The organism is Marinobacter sp. SS21, from assembly GCF_028369065.1.
Taxonomy (GTDB): domain Bacteria; phylum Pseudomonadota; class Gammaproteobacteria; order Pseudomonadales; family Oleiphilaceae; genus Marinobacter.
Map to the genome: position 1 here is coordinate 271,599 of NZ_JAQNDA010000003.1, position 26,850 is coordinate 298,448.

The window sequence follows — 26,850 nt, forward strand, 5'->3', positions numbered from 1 at the left end:
GAGGGCCTCAGCGCCGTCGCTCCGATTCGTTTCAGGAAGGGACAAACCATGCGAATTTTGCTGTTTCTTGCCACCAACCTTGCGGTCATTCTGGTGGCCAGCATTTCCCTGAGATTGCTGGGCGTCGACAGCTATCTCGCCGCCAATGGCCTCCAGTTCGGCCCCCTGCTCATCTTCGCCGCGGTATTCGGCTTCGCAGGCGCGCTAATCTCCCTGCTCATGTCCAAACCCATGGCCAAGTGGAGCACCCGCGCCCGAATTATTGACGCACCCCATTCCCCGGCCGAACGCTGGCTGATGGACACGGTGGCCGAGCTGGCCAGGAATGCCGGCATCGGTATGCCGGACGTCGCCATTTTCCCAGCCCAACAATCCAACGCCTTCGCCACTGGCTGGAACCGAAATGCGGCACTGGTCGCCGTCAGCGAGGGTCTGCTGAGCCGTTTTAACAAGGACGAGATACGAGCGGTGCTTGGCCATGAAATTGGCCACGTCGCCAACGGTGACATGGTGACCCTTGCGCTGATTCAAGGCGTGGTCAACACCTTTGTCATCTTCGCCTCCCGGGTGATTGGCTCGGTGGTCGATCGGGTAGTATTTCGTAACGAGGAAGGCCACGGTATTGGCTTCTTCGTGGTCAGCTTTGTGGCTGAAATCGTGTTGGGTATCCTGGCCAGCACGATCGTGTTCTGGTTTTCCCGTCGCCGGGAATACCGGGCCGACATTGCCGGCGCCCAACTGGCTGGACGCGGCGCCATGATCAATGCGCTGTCGCGACTCAAACAGGAAAGTGAAATTCCCGATCAGATGCCCGATACACTCCAGGCATTTGGCATCAACCGGGGCGCCCGCGGCGGACTGAGCGCGCTGTTCATGACCCACCCCCCACTCGACAGCCGAATCGAGGCACTTAAGCAAGCCGCCCTTTAGCCACTTAACACTTGCATCGGCGGGTTCATTCCGCCCGCCGGTGCGACCGTATCGCTGCCCCTCCCGCACTCCTTTTGTACAATAGATAACCAACCAACCCTCTGGCATACTCCTGGCCAGAGTGCTGCTTCCGTCACAGAGCAGAGGTCATATTTCCGACACAATCGGAAGGTAGTGTTGAACCGAGCCAAAGGAGTGGAAACTCAGAATCCCGGAGTGTCACACAAATGAGAGAGGGAAATACCGTGCTACAACAAAAGCAATCGCCAGAATCCTGGATGAACGGTGCAGCCATTGTTCTGTCGGACGGACGTGAGATCCCCATTACAGAAACCATGGTCCGGCTGTCACTGGAAGCACTATTGAATGGCGAAGAGAAAGCGTCAGAGCGACGGGCGACGGCCTGACGCTCAGACCCAGCCGCAAACAGACCTCAAATTTTCAGCTTGAAGCCAAGCGCGCGAAAGGTGTCCTGGGATGACCGGCTGGAGCCTTTGAGCTGAATTTTCACGCTGGAAAACTCACGGCGTACCGGATAATCGCGACGGAGCCGGTCGAAGGTAGCTCTTCGATGCGGTTCGTCTTGCCACATGCTCCGCCTTAGCTCGGCATCATCCCGACGAGGATCGTAGCAACAGCGCATGGCGGTCACCGCAGCACCCACCTCATCTGCCGAACTGGTAAAAGCCAGCTTGCTCAGCGCAGGTTCTGGCAGAAACTGCCCGGCCTTCTTACGCGCCGGTAGCCCAAGATACCGGCAAACCGACTGATAGATCATCTCACTGCCCTGAACCTTGCCCTCCAGGCTGTATCCCGCGATATGAGGGGTTGCCAGCCACACCCGATTGACCAGATCCGGGTTAATCGCGGGCTCGCCCCGCCAGACGTCCAACGCCACCGTTGGGGCATCAGGGCCGGCCAAACGGTTCAGCAAGGCCGATTCATCGATAACGCCACCGCGACTGGTGTTAATCAGGAGCTGGTTACGCCCCAGTCTCGACAGCCTGGCCTCGTCTATCAAGTGGTGGGTGGCGTGTTCGCCGGTTGACGTCAGCGGGGTGTGCAGTGTGACAACGTCGCAAGCGAGGGCTTCTTCAAGCTCGACGAAGTCGCCCTCTTCCGCAGCCGCACGCGGTGGGTCACACAGTTTGACGGCGAACCCGAGGCGATCGAGCTTGCGAGCCAGTTCGCCGCCGACGTTGCCGACGCCGACGACACCCACCGTCAACTCGCTCCAGTCGCCCAAGCCGCGGCGCTCGGCATACAGCGACAGCACACTGAGCACATATTCGGCGACGCTGTTGGCGTTACAGCCCGGCGCCGCGCAGAACGAAATGCCGCGGGACAGCAGCCAGTCTTCATCAACATGATCGGTGCCGATGGTCGCGGTGCCCACAAACTTGACCCGGCTACCCTCTAGCAGCGCCTGGTTCACCCGGGTTACCGAGCGGACCAGCAGGATATCGGCCTCGCACACGTCCTCAGCGGTCATGGATCGACCGGAAACTCGGTGTATTCGTCCAATATCCCCGAAGAAGGAATCCAGCAGTGGTATGTTTTCGTCGGCTACAATCAACATGCGGTATTCCGGTCTCCTCAGCTCCGGCCTTGACGAGGTCTGCGCCCTCCGGATGGCCTACCCCCGGACGGTCTGCGACCGCCACCGCCGCCACCGCGGCGACGGGGAATTGGCGGCTTGGCGAGGGGCGCCATCAGATCTTCTTCCGGAACGATCGCACTCAGTTTCTGGCTGATGTACTTTTCGATCACCGGCAAGGAGAAAGAATCATCCTCTCCGGCCAGGCTGACCGAGATTCCGTGCTGACCGGCACGGCCGGTCCGACCGATCCGATGGACGTAATCCTCAGCGTTCTCCGGCAGGTTGTAATTAAATACGTGGGTGACACCATCAACGTGAATCCCGCGCCCGGCGACATCGGTGGCGACCAGCACCTGGATGGCGCCGCGCTTGAATTGGTCCAGGGTCTTAAGGCGTTTGTTCTGGGCGATTTCACCAGACATCATGGCCACCTTGACACCCTGATTCAGCAGGTTCTGCTCCAGGTCGCGACACTGATCGCGCCGGTTGGCAAAGACGATGGCCTTGTCCACGCCAGGGCGCTTGAGATAGTTCGCCAGCACCGTCAGCTTGTCATCCTCACTGACCAGGTAGACCGTCTGTTCAACCCGTTCCGCAGTCTTCTGTTCCGGTTCGATTTCAACGAATTCGGCATTCCCAGTCCACATGGAGGCCAGGTTGAGCACATCCTGATTGAAGGTGGCACTGAACAGCAGAGTTTGCCGGTCTTCCTTGGCCGGGCACTTGCGAATGATGCGCTTGACGTCCGGGATAAATCCCATGTCCAGCATGCGATCCGCCTCGTCAAGGATCAGCAGGTCGACTTGATCCAGAAACACATCCTGGGAGCCGAGGAAATCGATCAATCGTCCCGGCGTCGCCACCAGGATATCGACAATCTCGTTCTGCAACTGGTCTCGCTGCTTGTCGTAATTCATTCCGCCCACCACGGTGACCACATTGTGCCCGGTGTAGCCGCAGAGCTGCTCCGCGTCCTTGGCAATCTGCAGCGCAAGTTCTCGGGTCGGCGCCAATGCCAGCACCCGGGGCTCAGAGGCAAAACGGTCTTTCGCCGGCACTGGAATTTCCAACAGGCTCTGAATGGCGGTAATCAGAAACGCGGCCGTTTTGCCGGTGCCGGTCTGGGCTTGCCCGATCAGGTCTTCGCAAGCCAGCGTAAAGGGCAGGGTTTCTGCCTGTATTGGGGTGCAGTGGGTAAAACCGATATCGGTGATGGCGTTAAGCAGACGAGAATCCAGGTTCAAGTCCTTGAATCGCACATCGGAGCTGGTAGAGGGTGCTGAAGCCTCAACTTCTGCCTCAGCAGTTGCAGGCGTCGTGGCCTGGGGGGTCGATGTTGTCATAAGCAGTCAGAATACCTTGCAGTCATTGGTTCACGGGTGCCGCGTCTGGGTCGTCAGCCTGCCACGCTGCTGCAAACCGGTCTGCCGTGCCATAAAATGTCTTGAGTGTTTGAAAAAACTGAACAGCCCGCGCCGGCAGCCCCAGTTCCAGGTACCTATTCGCCTGGGCCCTTACTCTGCGCCTAAAGCCCGCTTCGTCAGCGGCGCCATTACCGGACAGGTTATCAACACTGATGTGGAATCGGAAACCCGCCGCAACAGAAAACAACCATTCCAGCGCCTGAGGCTTGACTTCCACCTGTTCGAACGCAGTTTGCTGTTCCCTGGTACGGCCATCGGGACAATACCAGTAACCGTAATCCGGCAGCGTGCGCCGGTGCTCACCGGCAATGCACCAGTGACTGATTTCATGCAATGCACTGGCATAATAGCCGTGAGCAAAGATAACCTGTGCGGGCTGCTGTGCACCAACTTCCGGCACATACTCGGGTTCAGCGCCGCCGCGGACCAGAACTGTCCGGTAGCGTTCCCGGAACAAGTCGTTGAACAGCATGATAAGATCAGTTGGATGGTGCTTCATGGATCGGCTATTGTGCGGCTTTAGGGCCCGCAATACCAGAGGGAACTTTCGCCGCAGCCCGGTGTCTTCCCGATGCACCGACAATTGTCAGGCACATACCCGACAACCGTTTCGAGTTTACCAAAAGACCACAGACTCTATGGCCTCAGCAATCCGGACCCTTACCAATCACTGGTTCACCCTGTTCTTCGTGGCAATCTCCTTGACCTTACCCTTCGCCAGCCAGGCTGCCCTGCCGGGCAGTCTGTTTGGGTCAAGCCAGATGGAGTTCCTCCCGGTTGATGATGCCCTGCCATTCAACTTCACCACCGAAGGCAACAACCTGGTACTCACATGGAATGTGGCACCGGGACATTACCTGTACAAGGACCGGATCACAATCCAGCCCGATAATGACCAGGTTCGGATGGGCTCTCCGGCGTTCAGTCGGTCGGGCACGGTGACAGAAGATGACTATTTCGGTGAGGTGACGGTCTTCTACGACCCCGTTACCGCCACCCTTCCGGTTGAGCTGCCCGACCACCTCACCGAAACCACCTTCCAGGTCACCTACCAGGGCTGTGCCGAGGCGGGCCTGTGCTACCCGCCACAAACCCGGGAGGCCCTGTTTTTCCCCGCAAACAGCGAACCGTCTCCTAACGTTGCGGCGGACACTGCCCGCTCGCTCCCCCAGGATACCGAAACCGCCGCAGGCCTGGCTGGGTTTCTGGCCGATCGATCAATACTGGCCATTGCCGGGGTTTTTCTCGCCCTCGGACTCGGCTTGACCTTTACCCCCTGCGTATTGCCAATGGTGCCCATCATCTCGGCACTGGTATCCAGCCGCAACACCCAGACCACCGCACATGCGCTGCTGCTGTCCGCCAGTTACGTCCTCGGTATGGCACTCACCTACGCCCTGGCAGGCGTGATCACAGGACTACTGGGCGCCAGCTTCAACCTCCAGGCGCAGCTGCAATCACCCTGGGTGCTGAGCGGTTTCGCGGCCCTGTTTATCGCCTTTGCCCTCTCCATGTTCAATCTCTACGACCTTCAGCTTCCCCGCTTCATTCGCGACCGATTGAACCAGGCCAGCCACAAGCTCACCGGAGGCCGGGTGGCCAGCCTGTTCGCCATTGGCGCCATTTCCTCACTGATCGTCTCGCCCTGTGTCTCGGCGCCCCTGGCCGGCAGCCTGCTGTACATCAGCACCACACAAGATGCGGTCGTTGGCGGCGTGGCACTGTTCGCGCTGGGGCTGGGCATGGGCCTGCCGCTCATTCTGGTGGCGGTCGGTGGCCGTCGTTTCCTGCCAGCGTCCGGCCAGTGGATGAACGTGGTCAAATCGATTTACGGCATCATGCTGCTGGGCGTTGCGATCTGGCTGATTGAACGATTGGTCGCTGACTGGGCGGCGCTGATTCTTTGGGGAGTGCTGGCAGCCGTGACCGGCGTTCAGCTCGGCGCTTTCGACACCGCCAGGGCGGGCTGGCAGCGAACCTGGAAAGGACTGGGACTGGTGCTCTTTGCCTATGGCCTGGCCTTGCTGGCTGGCGCCATGACCGGTGCCAACGACCCACTCAAACCGCTGGCGCCGTTTACCATGCAAACCGCAACGCCCGCAGGACAACCGCAGGACGACCCGCAGTTTCTGCGGCTATCGTCACCAGAGCAGCTCCGCTCGGAACTGCGGCGCGCCAGTACACAGGGCCGGCCGGTTATGCTGGATTTCTATGCTGACTGGTGCATTTCCTGCAAGATCATGGAGCGCGAAGTGTTCACAGCCCCCGACGTGCGGCAGGCCCTGGCGCCCTATACCCTGCTTCAGCTGGATCTCACCGACAATACGCCGGCGCAACAGGCCTTGCTAAACGAGTGGGGGCTGTTCGGCCCGCCAGCCATCCTGTTCTTCCGGCGGGACGGCAATGAAGCTGCGACGTTAAGAGTCTTGGGCGAAATGAGCCACGCCGAGTTTCTCGGCCACCTGGCCAAGGCTTCCGCCCTGAACACTAGTCGCCCCGCCGGATAAAGTAGACATACTCGGGGCCGCCAATATCCTGGGCCACAAGCTCATGGTTCAGGAACTGGCAGAACCGGGGGATGTCCCGGGTGGTGGATGGATCCGTTGCGATCACCTTAAGAATGTCCCCCGGGGCAACTTCGGTAATTCGGCCGTGCAACAGCATCACCGGCTCGGGGCAAAACAACCCGCGCGCGTCCAGCTCCGCCTCATGCGATGGTGTTTCCAAACTGACTTCCTCCTGTCACAGGGAAAATTCAAAATATCGTGCTAAATTACTGTTTATAGATACCTAAAAGGGTCGCACCACGAGGGCCCTTGATCCCAGCCCAACGATCAGTAGTGAGGTTCTGCATGATTCGCGTATTGATAGAACGCCATATCGCCGAAACCCTGGAGGAACCGTACGAGACCCGTTCACGCAGAATACTCCAGCAAGCCGTGTGCGCCCCTGGTTTCATCTCTGGCGAAACACTGGTGGACACGCTGGATCCCAACCACCGCTTGACCCTTGCCAACTGGCGCTCCGTCGCCGACTGGGACCGCTGGTACCGGTCCGAAACCCGCAAGGACCTGATGACGGAGATTATACCGATGATGGATCGGGACGAAAAAATTACCATCCTGGAACAGAGCGGTCACTAACTCGCTTCGGGGCAATACCCTATCGGTTTGCCAAGGCGTCCATCCAGCGACGCGAAACGTGTCGATTGTCCCCGGCCAATCGACGGCTGCCAGGCCGTGCCAGCGCACCTGCCCCCCTAAACGGCCTGGCGATTTTCACTCCGTTCCGCTCCATGCGCTAATTTGAATCTGTTTAACATCCGTACCCATCCGGATCGGCTACACTGCCCCCTTCATTTCTCGGGTATAGTGTCTATGGACCGCACCTTGCCGTTGCCGGCGCTGCTCCTGGCCTTGCTGCTTTGGCCAGCCAGCCTTTTCGCCGCACCCGCCAACGAATCGAGTCAATGCCCTTCGGTAGCGCCGACGGATCCGCTGCAACGGGCAAACCTGCTCAGTTACCTGTGCTATCTGGCGATCCCACAGGGGGATGCGAATTGGCAAGCCGAATACCCGGAACTGCTCTCCAGCGCTCACAACTGGCACTCCGCAGCTGGACAGGAGCTGGCGTTTACCCAGACCGACGCCACCTATTGGATCCGCTTGAATGTCCACAACCCGTCTGACAGGGCCGGATTCTGGTATCTCAAGCTGAACTACGCCCCGCTGGACTATGTCACGCTGATGATCGACAGCGGCGAAGGCCATCAGCGGATCGAAACCGGCGATCAGCGGCCGTTCGACTCCCGGGGCATAGACTACCGCTATTACCTGTTGCCCATCGCGCTGGAGGAAGGCGAGGCGAAACGCATCACCATCAAACTGCGTAGCAGCGGCGCTCTCAACGTCCCCCTGTCCCTTATAACCACCGACGAATTAGTCTCTTACAGCAATAATCTCACCCTCACCCACGGACTTTTCTACGGCGCCATCTCGATATTTGCGATCTTTAACCTGCTGCTGTTCGTCAGTTCCCGCACCACCTATTATTTCTACAACGCCTTTTACATGATTGCGATGGGGCTGTTCCTATTCGCCATGGGCGGGTTTGCCTACCAACATCTATGGCCAGGCATGCCACTGATGGCCAACACCGCCATCCCCTTGCTGATAGCGCTCTGCGCACTGTCGATGAATCTGTTCGGGCGCTCGTTCCTGGAAGTTAAACAGAACCGCTCCGCCACGTCCCGCCTACTGTCGGCGCAAAGCGCCATCAGCTTGCTGCTGTTGCTACTGGTCTTTGAGCTGAACTACACCACGGCCATCAAGATCAATACCCTGTTTGCCCTGATCGTCATCTGCAATCTCTTTGTCATCGGCGTGCTGCGATGGCGCAGTGGGTATGCACACGCCAAGTGGTACGTACTGTCCTGGTCGCTGATGGTACTCGGAACCAGTTCCTATGCGCTGGCGGCCTTCGGCTTCCTGCCGGATTTCCTGTCCCATGAAATGACCATGCAAGCCGCCATTGGCGGCCAGATCGTCCTGTTGAACTACGCCATGGTTCAACGCTGGCGCCTGCTTAACAATCAGCTCCTTGCCGTCGAGCATGATGCAAAATTACGCCTGGAGCAGCAGGTGCAACAACGAACAGCCCAATTGCGCGCCGCCATGGCGGATCTGGAGCTGGCGAACCAGAGACTGGAGGAACTGACCACCCAGGACGGTCTTACCGGGCTCAATAACCGTCGCTTCCTGGACGCCATGTTCAGCCAACTGCTGGCCGAATCCAGGCGCACTGGCAAGCCGCTGTCATTGGTGTTGCTAGACGCAGACCATTTCAAGCAGGTCAACGATCGCTATGGCCATGCCTTTGGCGATCGCTGTCTGGCCGCCATCGCCGAGGTACTTGCCCGGAACATTCATCGCCCTCAGGATGTCGTGGCGCGCTTCGGCGGCGAGGAATTCGCCTTGTTACTACCCGATACCGATGAAAGCGGCGCCCACCGGGTTTGCCGAAAAATTCTGGACGATATGTCGCGAGTGGCGATGGTTGGAGAGGAAGGCCAACGTGTTCGCCTCACGCTAAGCGCAGGCATTGCCACCTCGACACCGGGGGAAACCGAGCGGCATTTATTCGAACGTGCGGATCAGGCGCTTTACCGCGCCAAAGCCCTCGGCAGAAACCGCACCGAAACGGCCCTCGCGGTTACCGCAGATTAGGCCGGCGAATCGCATTCAAGAACGCGTCGAATAAAGCGGGTGGCCAGCTCCGCCGCCTCTTCGATCAGGTCGTCCTGGCTCAGGCCGGATGCCTTCAACGGCTGAAAATCGTGATTACCACCCTGCAGCCAATGCAACTCGAAGGGCAGCTCCCCTTCCAGCCGCTCCCGAATTTCCTCAGGTTTGCCGAATGGATCGCGGGTTCCCTGGATCACACAGGCCGGACACCAGAGGTGAGCAAAATGAGCCACCCGCCACTTGTCGAGCTTCCCCGGCGGATGAAACGGGTATCCAAAACACAGAGTGCCCTTGAACGATCCGCAGTCCTCCGCTTCGGCGGCCAACAAACTCGCCATACGCCCGCCCATGGACTTACCGCCAATAAACAACGGCGTTTCCGGTCCGATTTCCTCTCGCTGCCGGGCGATGTGATCACGAAAGCTGGTCAGCAACTTTTCCGCTCGATCCGGCGGACGCTTGCGACCGTCCTCCCGCCGCTTCTGCATGTACGGAAACTCCATCCGCACCACGCTCACCCCACGCCGGGCCAGGGCTGCCGCCAGCTGCACCATAAACGGCGAATCCGCCGGCGCGCCGGCGCCGTGCGCGAGCAGCAGGACCGCTTCGGAATCACCACCTTGCGCTTTAGTCGTATATCCCACTGTAGAATTCACCTGACCTCCATTTACGATTATCCTTTCGACACACTTTCGATACACTAAGGAACCCTGAGAAATCAACGAGCCCTGCCGGCCCGATCCCGTCGTCAATTTCGTTCAGTCGGGAGCGCTCAGCTTACCACGGCCAAGTCACGGTTCTCCTTAGACATTACGGCCCAGGTTGCTGATTTGAGTGATTTTGACGGGCGCCGCCGACTTGACCTGAGTCATTGCAAAGCCGTCACGGTTTCTCCATACTTGCGCCCGCACATTTCCCCACTCTAAATCCATTGGTAAGGCTATGAGCACAGTAAATCCAAACCTGACATACAACTACAAGGTGGTGAGACAATTCGCCATCATGACAGTGGTATGGGGTATTATCGGGATGAGCCTGGGTGTGCTGATTGCAGCACAACTCGTCTGGCCCTCAGTAAACCTGGACCTGCCCTTTACCCACTTCGGCCGGCTACGGCCGCTGCACACTAATGCCGTCATCTTCGGCTTTGGTGGAAGTGCCCTGTTTGCAACTTCATACTATGTTGTACAGCGTACCTGTCAGGCACGCCTGTTCTCTGACGGCCTGGCCCAGTTTACCTTCTGGGGCTGGCAAGCTGTGCTGGTGTCTGCGGTTCTCACACTGCCACAAGGCCTTACCTCCACCAAAGAGTACGCTGAGCTGGAATGGCCGATCGACATCCTGATCGCCGTGGTCTGGATTTCCTACGCCATCGTTTTCTTCGGCACCGTCGTCAAGCGGAAGGCGCCGCACATTTACGTTGCCAACTGGTTCTACGGCGCGTTCATCATTACCGTAGCGGTACTGCATATCGGCAACAACCTCGCGTTGCCGGTCAGCGCGTTCAAATCCTACTCCCTGTATGCCGGCGTAACCGACGCCATGATGCAGTGGTGGTGGGGCCATAACGCAGTAGGCTTCTTCCTGACCGCTGGTTTCCTGGGCATGATGTACTACTTCGTTCCCAAGCAGGCGGGTCGTCCGGTTTATTCCTACCGTCTGTCCATCGTGCATTTCTGGGCACTGATCGCCACTTACGTCTGGGCTGGTGGTCACCACCTGCACTACAGCGCACTGCCCGACTGGGCTCAGACCGCTGGCATGGTCATGTCCCTGATTCTGCTGGCACCGAGCTGGGGCGGCATGATCAACGGCATGATGACCCTGTCCGGAGCCTGGCACAAACTGCGCACCGACCCGATTCTGCGTTTCCTGGTGGTGTCCCTGTCGTTCTACGGCATGTCCACCTTCGAAGGTCCGATGATGGCCATCAAGACGGTTAACGCGCTCTCTCACAACACGGACTGGACCATCGGTCACGTTCACTCCGGCGCCCTGGGCTGGGTTGCCATGATCAGTATCGGTGCCATCTACCATCTGGTTCCGAAGCTGTGGGGCGTGCGTGAGATGTACAGCACCGCACTGATCAACCTGCATTTCTGGCTGGCTACCGCGGGCACCGTCCTGTACATCGTCGCCATGTGGGTCAACGGCATCATGCAGGGTCTGATGTGGCGCGCGGTTAACAGCGACGGCACCCTGACCTACAGCTTCGTGGAAGCCCTGGAAGCCTCCGGCCCAGGCTACTTCGTCCGTTGGTTGGGCGGCGTAATCTTTGTCTCCGGCATGCTTGTGATGGCCTACAACGTCCGCATGACCATCAAGCAGAAAGATGCCGTAGCGGTTGACGACGCAACGCCGCAGGCCGCCTGAGAGGAGTAGAGAGACCAATGAGACACGACATTGTAGAAAAGAATATTGGCCTCATGGCCCTGCTGATCGTTCTGGTCATCAGCGGCGGCTTTCTGGTCGAAGTGGTGCCCCTGTTTTTCCTGAAGGAAACCAATGAGCCAATTGAAGGCCTGGAGCCACTGAGCGCTCTTGAGCTAGAAGGCCGCGACATTTACATTCGCGAGGGTTGCCACGTTTGTCACACCCAGATGATCCGTCCGTTCCGTGCTGAAACCGAGCGCTACGGTCATTACTCGGTGGCCGGCGAATACGTCTATGAGCATCCGTTCTTGTGGGGCTCCAAGCGCACCGGTCCGGACCTTGCGCGGGTCGGCGGTCGCTATTCCGATGCCTGGCAGCGTATGCACCTGTTCGATCCCCGCAGTGTGGTTCCTGAATCCAACATGCCGGCTTTCCCCTGGCTGTTCGAGAACAAGATTGACCACACTGACACCGCCACCAAGCTGACGGTCATGCGCAAGCTGGGCGTGCCCTACACCGACGAGCAGATTGCCAATGCGACTGCCGAGGTGGAAGGCAAGTATGAAATCGAAGCCCTTGTTGCCTACCTGCAGCAGCTGGGAACAGTGATTTCCACCAAACGGTGATTGCAATGGATATTAATGAGGTACGCGGTATCCATACCCTTCTGGTCATGATTGCCTTTTTGGGTATCTGCTGGTGGGCGTACAGCGCCCGCCGCAAGAAGCCCAACGACGAAGCGGCAAACCTGCCCTTTGACGATGACGACATTGATCGCCGTACCCTGGAAAACGAAAAAACGGAGAAGAAACAATGAGTACCTTCTGGAGCATCTGGATCAGTGCGATCGTGCTCGGTACCATCTTTGGTTGCTGGTGGCTGCTGGTTGCAGTCCGTAAAGGTCAGACCACGGATACAGAAACCGACCGGACCACAGGCCATTCCTTCGATGGCATCGAGGAGTACGACAACCCGATGCCGAAGTGGTGGTATTACCTGTTTATCACCACCTGCATCTTCGCGCTGGGTTACCTGGCGCTGTACCCGGGACTGGGCAGCTTCAAGGGGCTGTTTGGCTGGACTCAGCACAACCAGTGGGAAAAGGAAGTCCAACAGGCCGAGGCCCGTTACAGCGAGATCTACGCGCAATACGGCAACACCGCTATCCCGGAACTGGCGCAGAACGACGAAGCCATGAAGATGGGTCAGCGTCTGTTCGCCAACAACTGCGCGGTGTGTCATGGTTCTGCTGGCCGTGGCTCCATCGGCTTCCCCAACCTGACGGACGAGGACTGGCTGTACGGTGGCGATCCGGACACCATCCTCCACACCATCACCCAGGGACGCCAAGGTGCCATGCCGGCCAAGGGCATGATGCCAAACATGAACGCCCAGCAAGTCGACCAGGTGGTCAACTACGTGCTGAGCTTCAGCGAGCGCGCCGTTGACGCGGAAGCGGCCGAAGCCGGCAAGCAGGTGTTTGCCCAGGCCTGCGCCGCCTGTCATGGCCAGGATGCCAAGGGTACGCTGGCCATGGGCGCCCCCAACCTGACCGACAACGTCTGGCTCTATGGCAGCACCTACGACCGCATCAAGGATACGGTCATGTACGGCCGTCAAAACCAGATGCCGGCTCAGAGCGGACGGTTGAGCGAAGACCAGATCCATATCCTCGCCGCCTACGTCTACAGCCTGTCGAACTAAAGTACTCGGACGCTGTCTGTGTGACAGCGTCCGAGTCTTTTGAACCCTGTGTCCGACTTGCTCGGGTACAGGCTTGAAAAGACTTAAAACGCCCGACTGACGCCAAGCACACCCCCCCAAAGCCGGCACCCAGCCTGGCGTGGCGGTTTGCACCCGAGCTATTCGGCGCGTTGACCCCTCAATGGGAGGTATTAATGAGCAGTCAGATTCCGGTAAAGCAGATCGACCCTAACCCTGACGCTGCCAACAACAATAACAAACCAGAGACCGTCGAGCTCTACGCCAGCCGAAAGAAAATCTACGTCAAGGAGGTCAAAGGCCTCTTCCAGCGCCTTCGCTTTTTTAGCCTGTGGGGGCTGATGGGCATGTATTTCCTGTTCTGCTGGATCACCGTCAACGGCCAACCGCTGATTCACTTCGATCTTCCCGCCCGCGAGTTTCACCTGTTCGGTGTCACCTTCTTTCCCCAGGATTTTTTCCTGCTATCGGGCATGCTGATCATTGCGGCGTTCGGCCTGTTCTTTATTACCACGTTGTTTGGCCGGGTTTGGTGCGGCTATACCTGCCCTCAGACCGTGTGGACTTTTATCTTCATGTGGGTGGAAGAGCGTATTGAAGGCAGCCGCAACAAACGCATGAAGCTGGACAAAGCCCCCCACTCTGCCGAAAAACTGGTCAAAAAGTCACTCAAGCACACCGCCTGGCTAACCATTGCGCTGGCCACCGGCCTGACCTTCGTTGGCTATTTCTACCCCATCCGCGAACTCGCCATCGACCTGATTGCGTTTGATGCCAATGGATGGGCGTATTTCTGGGTGATTTTCTTCACCGCGGCCACCTACCTGAACGCCGGCTGGATGCGGGAGCAGGTGTGCCTGTATATGTGCCCCTATGCGCGTTTCCAGTCGGTGATGTTCGATGCCGATACCCGCGTGGTGTCCTACGACCCCAATCGCGGCGAACCCCGGGGCGGGCGCAAGAAATCCGCCAGCAAGGACGATCTTGGCCTGGGGGACTGCATCGACTGCGGACTCTGTGTCCAGGTCTGCCCCACCGGCATCGACATTCGCGACGGCCTGCAGTACGAGTGTATCGGCTGCGCCTTGTGTATCGACGCCTGCGACAGCGTGATGGATAAAATGGACTATCCCCGCGGCTTGATCCGCTACACCACCGAAAACGAGCTTGAGGGCATGACCTCAAAGTTGATGCGGCCACGCACCTTCGGCTATGGCGCGGCCCTCGGTTTGATGATCGGTGCCATTGTCTTTACCCTCACCACCCGGGTGTCAGCGGAACTGGATGTCCTGCGGGACCGGGGCGCGCTGTTTAATTACAACGGCCGCGGAATGGTTGAAAACTCCTACACCCTCAAGGTCAGCAATCTCAGTGAAATACCGCAAACCTATCGGGTTTCGGTATCCGGATTGGAGACCCTGACGCTGACCTCGCGCACGGACGTCTCGGTGGCCAGTGGCGAACACCTGTCGCTGCCTGCGGTGGTGGAAGTGGATCCAGAAAAAATGACGGACAGCAATAACACCATCACCTTCCGGCTTCAGTCCCTCACCGATGCCACGGTGACGGTCGAAACCGAAAGCCGATTTGTCGGCCCCAGAGACTAATACCAGACTACGGTCCCCCGTGAGAGAACCCAAGATGACTCAAGACAGCCCTGTAAGCCCCTGGTACCGCCAGCCCTGGTTCTGGTTCCTGCTGATCTTTCCCACAGCGGCCATCATCTGGTGCGCCTTCATGATCACCATGGCCATCAAGACCGAAAACGCAATGGTGACGGACGATTACTCCAAAGAAGGCAAGGCCATCAATCTCGAACTGGCCCGGGATGCCCGTGCCACGGAATTGGGACTGAGCGCCCACCTCGACATCTCCGATGATCAGATTGCGGTGGCGCTGCACGCAGCAGCCGCCGACCTCGCCTACCCCTATCTGATTCTTCAGGTCTACCACCCTACCCTGGAAGAACGGGACCGTACCATCCAGCTCAGCCCTGTCTCAGAAAGTGATTTTTCCGGTCAGCTACCCAGGAACATGGACGGCCGTTGGTACCTTGACCTGCGCGGTCCAGACAACGACTGGCGCCTCAAGGGCGAGCTGATCCTGCCTGCAACCAATTCATTAATGCTCAAGGCCGCTGGCAATCACGCCGGGTGAGCGAATTGGATTGTTTCCACTGTGGCGAACCGGTCCTGATCGATTCGCCCATTACCCTCGAATTAGACGGCGACACCCGGGCGTTCTGCTGCTACGGCTGCCGCTCGGTGTGCGAAACCATCAACGCCGAGGGATTGAGTGGCTTTTACCAGCACCGAACTGCGCCGGCCGTTACCCCCAGGGATCTCACACCGACCGAGCTCGATCAGCTCAGAGAGCTGGACCATCCGCTGTTGCAATCGTCGTTTGTGGCTCCGATCAAAGCAGGCCTGGAGGCCCAACTGCTGATCGAGGGCATCACCTGCGCCGCCTGCATCTGGCTTCTGGAAAAACACCTGGCACATCGGCCCGGAGTGATCGCCTTCTCGGTCAACCACACCACCCAACGGGCCAGGCTGGTGTGGCAGCCCGATCAGTCATCGCTCAGCGACCTGGTGATCGCCATTCACCAGCTGGGCTATCGTGCCAAGCCCTACCGTGCTGACGAAGCGGAACTGGCGCTCAAGGCCGAAAAGCGCAGTTCGCTGATTCGGCTGTGTGTAGCCGGCATCGGCATGACCCAGAGCATGATGTTGGCGTTTCCACTGTATTTTGAGCTGGTCAATGACCTGTCGCCAGACTTTATCCAGTTTTTCCGCTGGGTGAGCTTGCTGGTGGCCACTCCGGTGGTGTTTTACAGCGCCCGCCCTTTCTTCCGCAATGCGCTCAGAGATCTTCGCAGCCGCCACCTCACCATGGATGTACCGGTGGCAACCGCCATTGGACTGGCGTACGTGGCCAGTGCCTGGGTGACGGCAGCCGGTGGCGACGAGGTCTATTTCGAATCGGTCTGCATGTTCACCTTCCTCCTGTCGCTGGGACGCTACATTGAAATGCAGGCCCGGTATCGCGCCGGCCTGACGGGCAATGCGCTGGCGGGCGTTCAGCCCACCGTCGCCGCTCGGGTCAATGGCGATGATACCGAGCTGGTGGCTACCCATGAGTTGCAGCGCGGCGACAGCATTCGAGTCAAACCCGGTGAGACCATGCCGGTCGACGGGGTGATTCTGTCGGGTCGCTCGACCCTGAACGAAGCCGCCCTGACCGGCGAGTACCTGCCCGAAACCCGCGCTCCCGGCGACTCGGTCCATGCCGGCAGCATCAATGGCGAGAACCCTCTGACGGTACGCGTCGAAAACAGCGGCGCCAACACCCGCCTGTCCGGCATTCTCCGTATTCTGGACCGGGTGCAAGCGGAAAAGCCGACCATAGCAAGAACCGCAGACCGCATCGCCGGGGTCTTTGTCAGCCGTATCCTGATCCTGTCACCACTGGTCTGGTTTGGCTGGTGGCTGGCCGGCGCCGACAATGCCTTCGATATCACCCTGTCGGTACTGGTGGTGACCTGCCCCTGCGCCCTGTCACTGGCCACACCCACGGCGATCACCAGCGCCACCATGAAGCTGCGCAGGCTCGGCTTCCTGCCCAGCCGGGGACACACACTGGAATCCCTGAATGCCATCGATACCGTTGTATTTGATAAAACCGGGACTCTGACCCGTGGCGAGCTGTCACTGGTACTGACCCACAGTTGTTCCGACCTCGATCAGGCCCAGCTCCAGGCGATCGCGGCTGGCCTTGAACTGGCCTCCGAACACCCTATCGCCAAGGTCTTCCGGCCCTATCGGGCAGCGGCGGTCTCGCAGATCGAAAACCATGTAGGCGGGGGCCTGTCAGGCCTCTGGCAGAACCAGCCCGTTGCCATCGGCCATGCCGAGTTTGTCCGCCAGTACACCCACGCCCCGGTGCCGGACTGCCCGGATCATCACGGCATCGTCATCTGGCTAGGCACGAAGGACCGCTGGCTGGGCTGTTTTGTGCTCGACGATCAGCCGCGAGAAGATGCCGCAAGCACCGTCACCGCCTTACGAAACCGAGGCATCCGCAGTGTCCTGCTGAGCGGCGATCGTTCCGGCCACGTTGACCGGATCGCTCACCAGGTAGGCATTGACGACGCCTTCGGCCAGTGTTCGCCGGAAGCCAAGCTGAGCCATCTGGAGCAGTTGAGGGCGCAGGGACATCACATTCTAATGGTGGGTGACGGCCTCAACGATCTGCCCTCGATGGCCGGGGCCGGGGTGTCGGTAGCCATGGGCAGTGCTGCCGACCTGACCCAGCTCAGGGCCGATGCCATTTTGCTGAACGGCCAGCTGAAACAGCTGGTCCAGGCACTCGCCACCGCGAAGGACACCCGCCGGGTTATTCGCCAGAACATGGCTTGGGCCCTGGGCTACAACCTGTGCGCGCTGCCACTGGCGGCCGCCGGCCTGGTCCCCCCCTGGTTGGCTGCCATCGGCATGTCACTCAGTTCGCTGGTGGTGGTGCTAAACGCGCTCCGACTTGGCCGTGCGCAAGCTCCCGAAGCTGAAGCATGGCCGAACATTGAGGTAGAATGGCCAAAGGCTCCCTAGCTGGTCCCCGGTCGCAGTTCTCCGATCGGGACCCACCAAACGAGGTTTGATAGTGCATATCGTTATGATTCTGGTCCCGGTCTCCCTGATCCTGGTTGCCCTGGGCATCGTGCTGTTTTCCTGGGCCGTCAAGAATGGCCAGTACGACGATCTGGAAGGCCCTGCGCACCGCATCCTCTACGACGATGACAGGGATCTGATCCCGGACGAGGCGCGCAGGAACGACGGCGCAATGGCCGAGCACACCCGCGATGGACTGCCAAACCGCGTCAACGATTCCAGCAAAGATCACACCGGTTGATGGCGGGCGAGCTTTACCTGGGTTTTTCCAGCGCCTTTCTGATTGGCTTGCTGGGAAGCACGCACTGCCTTGGCATGTGCGGGGGGATCAGCGCCTCCCTATCCATGAGCTTACCCCTGGGCCGGGGTTTTAGAATCCGTCAGAGCCTGATGTTGCTGGCGTTCAACGGCGGGCGTATCGGTAGCTATGTGGTGCTGGCGTCACTCATCGCAATTCTGAGTACCGGGGCCGCCAGCCAGTGGGCACAGCTCGCTCCGTACCTGCGAACCGCGGCCGGAGTCCTGCTGATCCTGATGGGACTGTCGATGGGGCAGTGGTGGCAAGGGGTTCGCTACGTGGAGAAGCTGGGCGCCCCACTCTGGCAGCGCCTGTCCCCCCTCACCCGCCGTTTCATCCCGGTACAACGACCGAGCCAGGCGCTGGCGCTGGGGGGGCTGTGGGGCTGGCTACCTTGCGGACTGGTGTACAGCACCCTGGGCTGGGCCGCGCTCCAGCCCTCGGTACCGTCGGCGGCGGCAACCATGCTGTGCTTTGGCCTGGGGACCCTGCCCTCCATGCTCGCCACCGGCTATGCCGCCGCCGGCATTCGCCGTCTCCAGCAACACCAGGGCTTCCGAAAACTGACGGGGCTGCTGTTGATCGCCTTCGGAATCTGGACGCTGCCGCTCTCGGCACTGATCTGACAGGGGAATTCGGAGGCTCAGTTAGATATTCAGCACATCCAGGCGACCATAATCCTGCTCAGCCTCGGCACTGACCGCGTCGTCATAACGCCCCGCCGACAATCGACCGTTACGAAAATCGAACAGGCTGGTGTCGGCCAGGTGGGACGGTTCGACGTTGCAGATGGCGCGGAACATACTCTCCAGCCGACCGGGATTCTGTTTGTCCCAGCCCTGCAGCATCTCCTTGATCACCTGGCGTTGCAGATTCTCTTGAGATCCACACAGATTGCAGGGGATGATGGGAAAATCTCTCAGGACAGCGTAGCTGGCGATGTCTTTTTCCCGACAGTAGGCCAGCGGCCGGATGACCGTATTACGCCCGTCGTCACTGTGAAGCATGGGCGGCATGGTTTTCAGCTTGCCGCCATAGAACATGTTGAGGAACAGGGTTTCCAGCAAATCGTCCCGGTGGTGGCCCAAGGCAATTTTTGTGACCCCATGCTCTTCGGCAAAATTGTAGAGAATTCCACGACGTAGCCGTGAGCAAAGGCCGCAGGTGGTCTTCCCTTCGGGAACTTTTTCTTTGACAATACTGTAAGTATCTTTTTCTATAATATGATACTCAATACCTAGCTTGGCCAAGTATTCCGGCAGAACCTCTTCGGGAAATCCAGGTTGCTTTTGATCCAGGTTGACCGCAATAAGCTCGAAGGAGACCGGCGCACTTTTCTGCAGATTGAGCAGGATATCCAGCATGGCGTAGGAGTCTTTGCCGCCGCTTAGGCAGCACATGACCTTGTCGCCAGCTTCAATCATGGAGAAATCGGCAATGGCCTGCCCCACATCCCGGCGCAGGCGCTTCTGGAGCTTGTTGAGTTCGAGCTTCTGTTTCTGGGCCGCTTCCGCCGCCGGCGGTTCGAACGGCTTGGTCGTGGATACGTCGTCAGACACAGTCATTACGTCAGGCCTACATGCTAAGTTCGATAGGTCAATGAGCGAGGCATTATACTCGGGCCTGAAATCCAAGGACAGGATACAGTTATGGATATACTGGAAACCCACCACCGTCCGCTGGGCAAGCGGGAACGCAATCGCATCAACAACCGCAAAGCCATTCTGGAGGCCGCGCGCACCTGTTTTCGTGAAAAAGGATTCGAGAACACCACCATCCGCGACATTGTGCGCCAGACACGACTCGCCGCCGGTACCTTCTACAATTATTTCGCCAGCAAAGAGGACATATTTGTCGCCCTGCTGACCGATTTCCTCAATCATCAGAACGACGCCCTCAGCCAACTGAGGCGAAGCGCCGACACGACCGAGGAGTTCATCGAATCCACCTACCTGGCCCTGTTTCGTTCCACGGCGCGAGACCCGCTGGTATACGAACTGGCGCACCGCAATGATCAGGCAATCAAGAAGTTGTTTGGCTCCGGCATCATGGGCCTCACCATGCTGAGCCTGGAGGATGACGTGCGCTCAGCCATCGACCGCGGTCTGCTTCCCTCGGTGGATGTCGATTACCTTTGTGCGGCCTTCTTCGGCGTGGCGCTGGAACTGTCGGTCAAAGTGGCGCACCGGGCTAACGTCGATCCGCAGGCCGGAGAACTCGAATCCCGCCGAGCGGCAAAATTTGCCTCACGCCTGTTTCTCGGCGGCCTGGAGCATATGACAGAGCTTTCATGACCACTCGCTCTCCAGTAACCTGTTGGCCATGAACGCCAGCAACGCACTACCCCAGTCGCCTGAGGATCCATCCGGTCAACACTTGCTGTCTGAGTTGGTCCAACAGCTACTGGTCGCGATTGAAAGGGTGCTACGGGATCATCCTGCGGGCATATCCGAGCTGGATCTGATCAAGACCTTGCAAGCCGATCCCTGGCACCTGCTGGCAGCAGTCGATTTCTCAACGCCGGCGCAACTTTACCCGGTGCACTTCCTGGTGTTCCACACCCTGTACCGGCTGCGGGATCAGGTAGCCACACGGGGCGAATCCCTGGCAATTTCACCACTGCGCATTCAACTGGGCGCCAATACCACGGTCGCCGGCAATGGACTACCGGATACACCCGATGGGTTACGTGCGTTCTATCTGGACCTGAGCCAATACGGTCTGTCGGAGCAAGCGATCGAGCGGTTGATGACCAATTTCTGGTCCGGCCGGATTGGCCAACCACCGGACGCGAACGAACTGCAGCAGGCTGCCCGGGTCCTCGGCTTCGAGAGTCTTCCCGACCAACTGGACACCGTGAAGCGCCAGTTTCGGCGCGCGGTCATGAGATCACACCCGGACCGGGGTGGCGACACCCAGCGAATTCAGGCGCTCAATGAAGCCTTCGCTCTCATCAAGGCCCACTTCCAGCAGGTATCCAGCGCCGATTGAGATGGCGATGGCGGGATAGGTCAATAACCCTCAGCGAAGACGCCGACGCCTCAGTGTCGTCCTCATTCCGAAGTCGCGCGCAAGCCAAGCAATCCCGCTTGCCGGTGCGGTATGACCCTTGGCCGGGGGCCGTCATCCACGACGGTTTGGTTGTTCAGATCGGTGTCTCTGGTGTAGAGCAGCAACCAGCGCTCTCCACGGGCCGGAAAGACCGGCAAGTACGCTTGCAGGTAACCGTGACTGTGCCAGGACTCTGGAGTATAGGCAGCAACCAGGTCGGTGACGATCCTGACCGGTTCAAGACTGCTGTCGAGAAAGGCCACCGAGGGCACGAACAAACCCTCATCGTTGAAGGATCTGAGCCGCAGCACAAAGCTCGGGGGCAGCTCGTCCGGCGGCAGGCGAATCAGCCGATACCGACTCCGACCGCTCGAAAAGTCGTGCGTTGGCGACTCGCCATCCACACGCACCGAGAATTCGCGTCCCGACTGCCATTCCTCAACCTGGATCAACCCAAGTCGCTCACAGCATTGACTGGCCCAGCGCTGGAACTCGCTTTGCTTCGGTGCTTCGATACCGAGCACCCGAAACGCCGCTGGCGTGTCTCCTGCCCCAGGCTGCAAGGGCGCGCGGTCACTGGCGTGGTAGATACTGGCGGGCGTCAGCGCCACGGGCGGCATGACTGTGGCGTCCTCGTCCATCGCCTTGGTGTCTGGGCGGTAGTAGCTTACCCGGACGTTTCCTTGCGCATCACGCCAGGTGAAGTAGGGCTGAGGCGCCCCTTCCCGGACAAAGCCAGCTGCCTCTAACTCGTTGCCATCCGGGTAATTTTCCAGATTGTATTGGTCGTGCTCCGCTGGCGCAGGTTGGGCTGGGGCTGGCGCCTGGGCGGCGACCACTTCGATGGGGCGCTCATCTACCGCCTCGTCCGGTTTCGACCCAATCGGGGTCTGGCGAACCCGGCCCTGTTCGTCCACCCAGGTGAAATAATCTGCGCCCTGCCCCTGGAGACCGCCCGCCGACTGACAACCTGTCAGCCCAACGGCCGTCAGTGTCAGTACCAGCGCCAGACAACTCCGCCTCACTGCTCGGCGCGTGCCCATATCAGTTCTGCCCTGTATCCAAGCCAACCCTTACCCTATCAGAACTTTGTCCGGAAACTGAGGCCGGCCATCACCACCCGTAGCGAGGTTTTGATGTCCAGGCCGGCGTAAGGGTTGTAGATGATGTTGGTAATGTTGTCGCAGTTAACGTTACAACTGGTGTCCGCCGGGATGGTCTCAATCGAATGCAGGTAGCTTAGGTTCATGTCGATCTCGGTGTCCTTGTCCCAGCGATAGCCCAGGCCGACACTGTAGAGATTGGCCCCACCGAAAGGGGCCATAATCTGGCGCTGATCATCGGGAATGACCGAGTCCCGGATCTCCACCCCCGCCCGTAAATCGAGCCGCGAAGAGGCGTGAAACTCCGCTCCAAAGGCCCAGTTCCATTGGTCCGTGAAGCCCAGTGGAAGCCGTAGCGAATTGGAGGTGGCGTTGTCCGGCGACAGGATTCGCGCCGCATTCAGGAATTCCAGGTTGCGATCAAACTGGAACACAAAGGCGTCCCATTGCTTGTAATCGGTCCAGCCAACATCCACGTTCAGGGTCAACTTGGGATGGACATCCACGCTGATCCCGGTCTGAAAGTGCTGGGGATACACCAGATCCATACTCACATTCCCCGCCTCCCTGGGGGCACCCGAGGGCAGGCTGAGAATGGCCGAGGTGATCGCCCCAATAACCGACCCGTTGAGTCGCTGCCAGAACCCGGACCAGTCGTCGGTGTATTCAATCTCAAAGCTGCCCTTGAGATTCATGTCCGCTTCGGAGGTATAACTGGCGCCCCAACTGAACCAGTCGGTGGGCTCCCACATCACCCCCACCGCATAGGTTGGCGACAGGGTCTCCTGGACGTTGATGTTAAGCGCACCGATATCGTCCCAGGGACCGACATTACCCCCACACAGGGCAATCCACGGCTGCAGGGGCTCATTGCCGGATTCGCAGTTAAACGCATCCTGGAGAATCTCCGCCACACCCAGCAGCATGTTGGGGGCACGCATGAACTGGTCTGCCGCGATCCCCATGTGGGACAGGTGGATACCCACGCCAACGGCCCATTCATCGTTGATCTCGTAGGCAACCGTAGGAGAGAGGTAGGTTGTCCGCTGTAGCGCGGTCGCCCTGGGCTGATAACGGCCGGGATCATCCGCATCGCGATAGAAGCCAGCGGCCATCGGGAGGTAAAAGGCGTTACCAAAGGTCAGTTTGGACCCCGGGCGCTTGATGCTGATCCCCGCAGACGGGGCTATGGCTGGCCCCGGTGGCGTTCGCAGGATGCCGTAACCGGGCACATACAATGCAACGTTGTTGGTATGGCTGTGAGAATTGGCTACCGGGTCCCGCTGCTCGCCGGTATTGGGATCGATCTCCAGACCGTCTATCCCAAAGATTTCGTAGCCGTCAGGGGCGTGGAAGTCGGCATCGATGTCGAGGTAAACACTCATCAGGTTTACTTCGAGTTGCCGGTCATCCAGCTTACTCAATCCCGCCGGATTGTAATGAATGGCCATCACACCAGGGGGGTCCGCCGTAACGGCGTTCCCCAGCGCCAGCGCCTTGGGGTGGATGGTGAGGTTCTGCGTCATTTGCGCGTGAGCACCGCAAGTGACGCTAGCAGCCACCATCAACCCGAGAAACTGTTTTTTTCGGCTCAGCATTGCCATGAGATTATTCCCTTCCCGAATGCGCCATCAGCTCCCATCAGTCTTTGAGGCCGGAGAAATTGATGGGTAGGGACAACCCCAGGGAAAAGTCCGGGGCATCTTCGGTGAGCCCGATACCCAGGCTGGTATTCACGATGGTGGTGTCACTCACCCGGGTACCCAAAGACATGCTGAGAAATCCGGTCACCTGATCCTGGGCCACAGCTTCCGAGCCATCGCTGAACGTCAGCACGGTTTCGTCGCTGTAGCTGATCTGAGCGGACACGCTCAGGGAAATGTCGTAGGAAAGCGAGTAGGCAAAGCCCGCCGATCCGGAGAGGCCAAAGCCCGGCTCGACTTTTTCCAGCAAGCGGGCGCCACGCACCTGGTTCAGATCTTCTTCAGGGAAGTTGTAGGACACGCTGGTAGATCCGAAGATCACCACCGGGTCCAGCACCTTGGACAGGCTGGCACCACCGGAAACGGTGTAGTAGCCGCTGCCGGTGGACAGTTGTCGCCTGATGTCGATTTCGTAGGGGCTTACGCCAGTCTTGGTGGATAAGGAGCCAAACAGGGTGGTGCTCATCTTGCCGGGCACGTAGGCCAGCGGCTGCCACCGGGCAGTAAAGGAGACGTCGCCGAGATCGTAAACATTCAGCTCGTCCTGGGTATCGTACTTCACCACCAGAGGCACTCGAGTACCAACCGTCAAATTATCGAGCAGGCCGTAATCGTAGGCAAAGGCGTTGGTGAAACTGTGGGTGGCGGAGGGCACCACATCCAGGTTCTGCACACTGCCGCCCGTAATCGCCAGATCCAGTCGCTGGTCGCTGGTGTAGGAGTAATCCAGGGAATAGTTGAGCGAGTGGCTGCCTTTCTTCTGCAGTGAGTAGTTTTTCTCAGCCGCCTGGAACACTTCTTCCAGCTGCTGGGAGGCATCTTCATCCCCTTCCTGCTGGGCAAGGGCCTCCCGGGCTCTGTCCACGCCCCCTTCCTGGGCCGCCGCCCAGGTCGGCAGCAAACTGGCCATCGAACAAAGGATACAGCCTCGCACCAACCAACGATTCATCCCAACTCCCTACTTTGTACTTATATTTGGTTCTAACGCCCGGGTCTGGATTCCGGGGTTTTAATTGCGACGGTAATGAAGGTGTTTTCGGGTATTCTCCACGGTGCCGTCGGGATTATTCTTCTGTTGTTCCAGCAGATTCTGGATGCGTCGTTCGGTTGCCTCATGGAATACCGGAATCTGCTCATACGCCAGCAACGTCATCGTCTGGTCATCCACAAAGCGCAGGTCTTCTTCCTTCAGCTCCAGGGCATCGAATGGCTGCTCGCTGCCCGGAAACACAATGAAAAGCACATTGTCATCCCACTTTTCTTCAAACTGGCTCAGTGTGAACGAGATGTTGCCCACCGAGGGGTCCGCCAGATACACCCGCCCGTCACGAATGGTCCGCAGTACGACAAAATGCTTGAATCCAGCGTGGTGAATCGGAACGATGGCGGGATGATCCAGATCGATCAGATCTTCAACGGTGGCGCGAAAGCCCCCCGATGGATAGCCAAGAGCCGTCACCAGCCGTTTCATATCCAGCATGGAGAACGCCCTTCGCTCCACGATGCGCTCACTCTCGCCATAGTGCAGCAGGCCTTCCATCACCTGGCGCTCAGTCAGGTTCCGACCCAGATAGTAGGCCAACACGGTGGTCAGCGCAGCACTGCCGCAACTGTAGTCGTAGGCCTGACGAACAATATTGCGGTAACGCTGTTCGATCAGTGGTTCAACCACCACGTCGGATCGCAGCTCGATGGGGCTGGCATCGATATCCTGCTCAATGATCACCACACCCCGCTCATGAGGCTCTACAACCGTTGCCTCCTGCACGATAGCGAAGGTCATGAGGGATCCAGCCAGCACCAGCAGCATGATTAAGTGGTTATCCTTCTAATTATTGTCATGGATGATGATTGCCTGAAGCGGACGGCATAGGCCGCGTAGGTGAGACTTTGTTACACTTGGAAAGCCTGCCACATCACCGTTACATCTTGTTACCGTACGATACCCCATAAGCACGGGACTGAAAGATAACTGTGCCTCAAATCTATACCCGCAAATAGGGTCATCGGGCCAGAATCTGAGAACTGGTTCAACGCAGCCTGGATCTCCTCAGCCGGCTATGGGAAGCGACTGATTCTGACTAAGCGTCCGTAGCGGCAAGGTCGCCTCTCCAGTGGTCATCCGTATGAAGCCCCGGTTCGAGCCGATGCATCAGCCCACGGTTTGAGAGCGGCTAGAGAAACACCCGCGCCACCATTTCCGGCGCACCTCATCACCTGGCTTCGGCACAGCTGACACAGAAGGTGGTGTAGGGAAGGATCTGCAGGCGCCGAGGGTCAATGGGCTTGCCACAACGCTCGCAGTCATCACCCTCCCCTGCCTCAATGCGCTCAAGGGCGTGATTCACCTGAGCCAGCTCGGCTCGCGATTCCGCTTCGAGCCCATCGACGACCTCATCGTTTTGGGTCTCTATGGCCTGTTCGGCGAAATCCCGCGGGATGGCGCCGTCTTCCCGATGTTGATGGGCCTGGTAGCGTTTGAGGCGGGCGAGCAAGTCCGCCTTCAGTACTTGCAGTTCGGTTTTGCGATCACTCATTGACTTCCTCCCTGCTGAACTCAACAGCTTTGGTTACCCGGTGGGGATGTCAGCGACAGGGCTATTGCGTAACAACTCGCTTTCGAGTTCCTGCTATGAGTATTTACTATGCCTACCTACTTTCTATGAGCACTCAATTTCTACGAGCACTCGCTTTCTATCAAGCCCCATCATCTATGATCGGGCCACGTTCTACCGG

27 protein-coding genes are annotated in these 26,850 nt (G+C 58.9%); 16 read left to right on the plus strand and 11 right to left on the minus strand.

Features of this window, described 5'->3' with window-relative positions; all coding sequences use genetic code 11:
• Positions 1 to 48: 48 nt before the first annotated feature.
• Positions 49 to 930, plus strand: coding sequence for a protease HtpX (htpX, locus tag N6L25_RS05705; protein ID WP_271978787.1), 882 nt, complete (start codon positions 49 to 51; stop codon positions 928 to 930).
• Between the two features lie 227 nt (positions 931 to 1,157).
• The gene (locus N6L25_RS05710) at positions 1,158 to 1,337 is read left to right on the plus strand and encodes a PA1571 family protein (RefSeq protein WP_334312385.1); all 180 of its coding nucleotides are present in this window, start codon (positions 1,158 to 1,160) and stop codon (positions 1,335 to 1,337) included.
• Between the two features lie 26 nt (positions 1,338 to 1,363).
• On the opposite strand, the gene pdxB is transcribed toward N6L25_RS05710, so the two are convergent.
• The 3 genes from pdxB to N6L25_RS05725 are packed head-to-tail and all read right to left on the minus strand — an operon-like array spanning position 1,364 to position 4,426.
• Positions 1,364 to 2,509 (minus strand): 4-phosphoerythronate dehydrogenase PdxB, encoded by a 1,146-nt coding sequence (pdxB, locus tag N6L25_RS05715; RefSeq protein WP_271978789.1) that lies wholly within the window; start codon positions 2,507 to 2,509, stop codon positions 1,364 to 1,366.
• 17 nt (positions 2,510 to 2,526) lie between these two features.
• Positions 2,527 to 3,873, minus strand: coding sequence for a DEAD/DEAH box helicase (locus tag N6L25_RS05720; RefSeq protein ID WP_271978790.1), 1,347 nt, complete (start codon positions 3,871 to 3,873; stop codon positions 2,527 to 2,529).
• Between the two features lie 22 nt (positions 3,874 to 3,895).
• Positions 3,896 to 4,426 (minus strand): elongation factor P hydroxylase, encoded by a 531-nt coding sequence (locus N6L25_RS05725; RefSeq protein WP_271978791.1) that lies wholly within the window; start codon positions 4,424 to 4,426, stop codon positions 3,896 to 3,898.
• Between the two features lie 166 nt (positions 4,427 to 4,592).
• Between N6L25_RS05725 and dsbD the strand changes: the two genes are divergently transcribed.
• The gene (gene dsbD / locus N6L25_RS05730; protein ID WP_271978792.1) at positions 4,593 to 6,461 is read left to right on the plus strand and encodes a protein-disulfide reductase DsbD; all 1,869 of its coding nucleotides are present in this window, start codon (positions 4,593 to 4,595) and stop codon (positions 6,459 to 6,461) included.
• Here the strand turns inward: dsbD and tusA are convergent.
• A complete protein-coding gene (tusA, locus tag N6L25_RS05735; RefSeq protein WP_271978793.1) occupies positions 6,442 to 6,681 on the minus strand; it encodes a sulfurtransferase TusA in 240 nt (79 codons plus the stop codon). The two genes, dsbD and tusA, sit on opposite strands and share 20 nt — an antisense overlap.
• 125 nt (positions 6,682 to 6,806) lie before the next feature.
• Between tusA and N6L25_RS05740 the strand changes: the two genes are divergently transcribed.
• Together N6L25_RS05740 and N6L25_RS05745 are read left to right on the plus strand one after the other, a co-directional pair.
• Entirely contained in the window at positions 6,807 to 7,097 is a 291-nt protein-coding gene (locus N6L25_RS05740; protein ID WP_271978794.1) for an antibiotic biosynthesis monooxygenase family protein, read from the plus strand.
• 234 nt (positions 7,098 to 7,331) lie between these two features.
• Positions 7,332 to 9,179, plus strand: coding sequence for a sensor domain-containing diguanylate cyclase (locus N6L25_RS05745; RefSeq protein ID WP_271978795.1), 1,848 nt, complete (start codon positions 7,332 to 7,334; stop codon positions 9,177 to 9,179).
• Here N6L25_RS05745 and N6L25_RS05750 read toward each other — a convergent pair.
• A complete protein-coding gene (locus tag N6L25_RS05750) occupies positions 9,176 to 9,841 on the minus strand; it encodes an alpha/beta family hydrolase (protein WP_271978797.1) in 666 nt (221 codons plus the stop codon). The two genes, N6L25_RS05745 and N6L25_RS05750, sit on opposite strands and share 4 nt — an antisense overlap.
• 298 nt (positions 9,842 to 10,139) lie before the next feature.
• Between N6L25_RS05750 and ccoN the strand changes: the two genes are divergently transcribed.
• The 9 genes from ccoN (at position 10,140) to N6L25_RS05795 (ending at position 18,883) form a co-directional block, all read left to right on the plus strand.
• Positions 10,140 to 11,570: a cytochrome-c oxidase, cbb3-type subunit I gene (gene ccoN, locus N6L25_RS05755; RefSeq protein ID WP_271978798.1), complete on the plus strand. Its 1,431-nt coding sequence runs from the start codon at positions 10,140 to 10,142 to the stop codon at positions 11,568 to 11,570.
• 17 nt (positions 11,571 to 11,587) lie between these two features.
• A complete protein-coding gene (gene ccoO / locus N6L25_RS05760) occupies positions 11,588 to 12,196 on the plus strand; it encodes a cytochrome-c oxidase, cbb3-type subunit II (protein WP_271978799.1) in 609 nt (202 codons plus the stop codon).
• A 5-nt stretch (positions 12,197 to 12,201) separates the two neighbouring features.
• Complete coding sequence (locus N6L25_RS05765; protein ID WP_271978800.1) at positions 12,202 to 12,387, plus strand: cbb3-type cytochrome oxidase subunit 3; 186 nt, start codon at positions 12,202 to 12,204, stop codon at positions 12,385 to 12,387.
• Positions 12,384 to 13,274, plus strand: coding sequence for a cytochrome-c oxidase, cbb3-type subunit III (gene ccoP / locus N6L25_RS05770; protein ID WP_271978801.1), 891 nt, complete (start codon positions 12,384 to 12,386; stop codon positions 13,272 to 13,274). The genes N6L25_RS05765 and ccoP overlap by 4 nt, the downstream gene beginning before the upstream one ends.
• Before the next feature lie 194 nt (positions 13,275 to 13,468).
• Positions 13,469 to 14,899, plus strand: a complete 1,431-nt coding sequence (gene ccoG, locus N6L25_RS05775) for a cytochrome c oxidase accessory protein CcoG (protein WP_271978802.1) — start codon at positions 13,469 to 13,471, stop codon at positions 14,897 to 14,899.
• 34 nt (positions 14,900 to 14,933) lie between these two features.
• Positions 14,934 to 15,449 (plus strand): FixH family protein, encoded by a 516-nt coding sequence (locus N6L25_RS05780; protein ID WP_271978803.1) that lies wholly within the window; start codon positions 14,934 to 14,936, stop codon positions 15,447 to 15,449.
• Entirely contained in the window at positions 15,446 to 17,899 is a 2,454-nt protein-coding gene (locus N6L25_RS05785) for a heavy metal translocating P-type ATPase (RefSeq protein ID WP_271978804.1), read from the plus strand. The genes N6L25_RS05780 and N6L25_RS05785 overlap by 4 nt, the downstream gene beginning before the upstream one ends.
• A gap of 64 nt (positions 17,900 to 17,963) precedes the next feature.
• On the plus strand, positions 17,964 to 18,200 hold the full coding sequence (gene ccoS / locus N6L25_RS05790) for a cbb3-type cytochrome oxidase assembly protein CcoS (RefSeq protein WP_271978805.1): 237 nt from the start codon (positions 17,964 to 17,966) through the stop codon (positions 18,198 to 18,200).
• Entirely contained in the window at positions 18,200 to 18,883 is a 684-nt protein-coding gene (locus tag N6L25_RS05795) for a sulfite exporter TauE/SafE family protein (RefSeq protein WP_271978806.1), read from the plus strand. The genes ccoS and N6L25_RS05795 overlap by 1 nt, the downstream gene beginning before the upstream one ends.
• Positions 18,884 to 18,904: 21 nt before the next feature.
• Here N6L25_RS05795 and ttcA read toward each other — a convergent pair whose 3' ends face one another.
• The gene (ttcA, locus tag N6L25_RS05800; RefSeq protein ID WP_271978807.1) at positions 18,905 to 19,822 is read right to left on the minus strand and encodes a tRNA 2-thiocytidine(32) synthetase TtcA; all 918 of its coding nucleotides are present in this window, start codon (positions 19,820 to 19,822) and stop codon (positions 18,905 to 18,907) included.
• 84 nt (positions 19,823 to 19,906) lie between these two features.
• Here ttcA and N6L25_RS05805 point away from each other — a divergent pair, with 84 nt between their 5' ends.
• Positions 19,907 to 20,551, plus strand: coding sequence for a TetR/AcrR family transcriptional regulator (locus tag N6L25_RS05805; RefSeq protein WP_271978808.1), 645 nt, complete (start codon positions 19,907 to 19,909; stop codon positions 20,549 to 20,551).
• A 28-nt stretch (positions 20,552 to 20,579) separates the two neighbouring features.
• On the plus strand, positions 20,580 to 21,248 hold the full coding sequence (locus N6L25_RS05810) for a DNA-J related domain-containing protein (RefSeq protein WP_271978809.1): 669 nt from the start codon (positions 20,580 to 20,582) through the stop codon (positions 21,246 to 21,248).
• 62 nt (positions 21,249 to 21,310) lie between these two features.
• Here the strand turns inward: N6L25_RS05810 and N6L25_RS05815 are convergent, their stop codons facing one another.
• The 5 genes from N6L25_RS05815 to N6L25_RS05835 all read right to left on the minus strand — a co-directional run bounded on the left by N6L25_RS05815 (position 21,311) and on the right by N6L25_RS05835 (position 26,651).
• On the minus strand, positions 21,311 to 22,351 hold the full coding sequence (locus N6L25_RS05815) for a MalM family protein (RefSeq protein ID WP_271978810.1): 1,041 nt from the start codon (positions 22,349 to 22,351) through the stop codon (positions 21,311 to 21,313).
• Between the two features lie 38 nt (positions 22,352 to 22,389).
• Positions 22,390 to 24,015 (minus strand): OmpP1/FadL family transporter, encoded by a 1,626-nt coding sequence (locus tag N6L25_RS05820; protein WP_271978811.1) that lies wholly within the window; start codon positions 24,013 to 24,015, stop codon positions 22,390 to 22,392.
• Positions 24,016 to 24,052: 37 nt separating this feature from the next.
• On the minus strand, positions 24,053 to 25,063 hold the full coding sequence (locus N6L25_RS05825; RefSeq protein ID WP_271978812.1) for a transporter: 1,011 nt from the start codon (positions 25,061 to 25,063) through the stop codon (positions 24,053 to 24,055).
• A gap of 60 nt (positions 25,064 to 25,123) precedes the next feature.
• Positions 25,124 to 25,924 (minus strand): C39 family peptidase, encoded by an 801-nt coding sequence (locus N6L25_RS05830; RefSeq protein WP_334312386.1) that lies wholly within the window; start codon positions 25,922 to 25,924, stop codon positions 25,124 to 25,126.
• A 403-nt stretch (positions 25,925 to 26,327) separates the two neighbouring features.
• The gene (locus N6L25_RS05835; RefSeq protein WP_271978814.1) at positions 26,328 to 26,651 is read right to left on the minus strand and encodes a TraR/DksA family transcriptional regulator; all 324 of its coding nucleotides are present in this window, start codon (positions 26,649 to 26,651) and stop codon (positions 26,328 to 26,330) included.
• Positions 26,652 to 26,850: the final 199 nt, after the last annotated feature.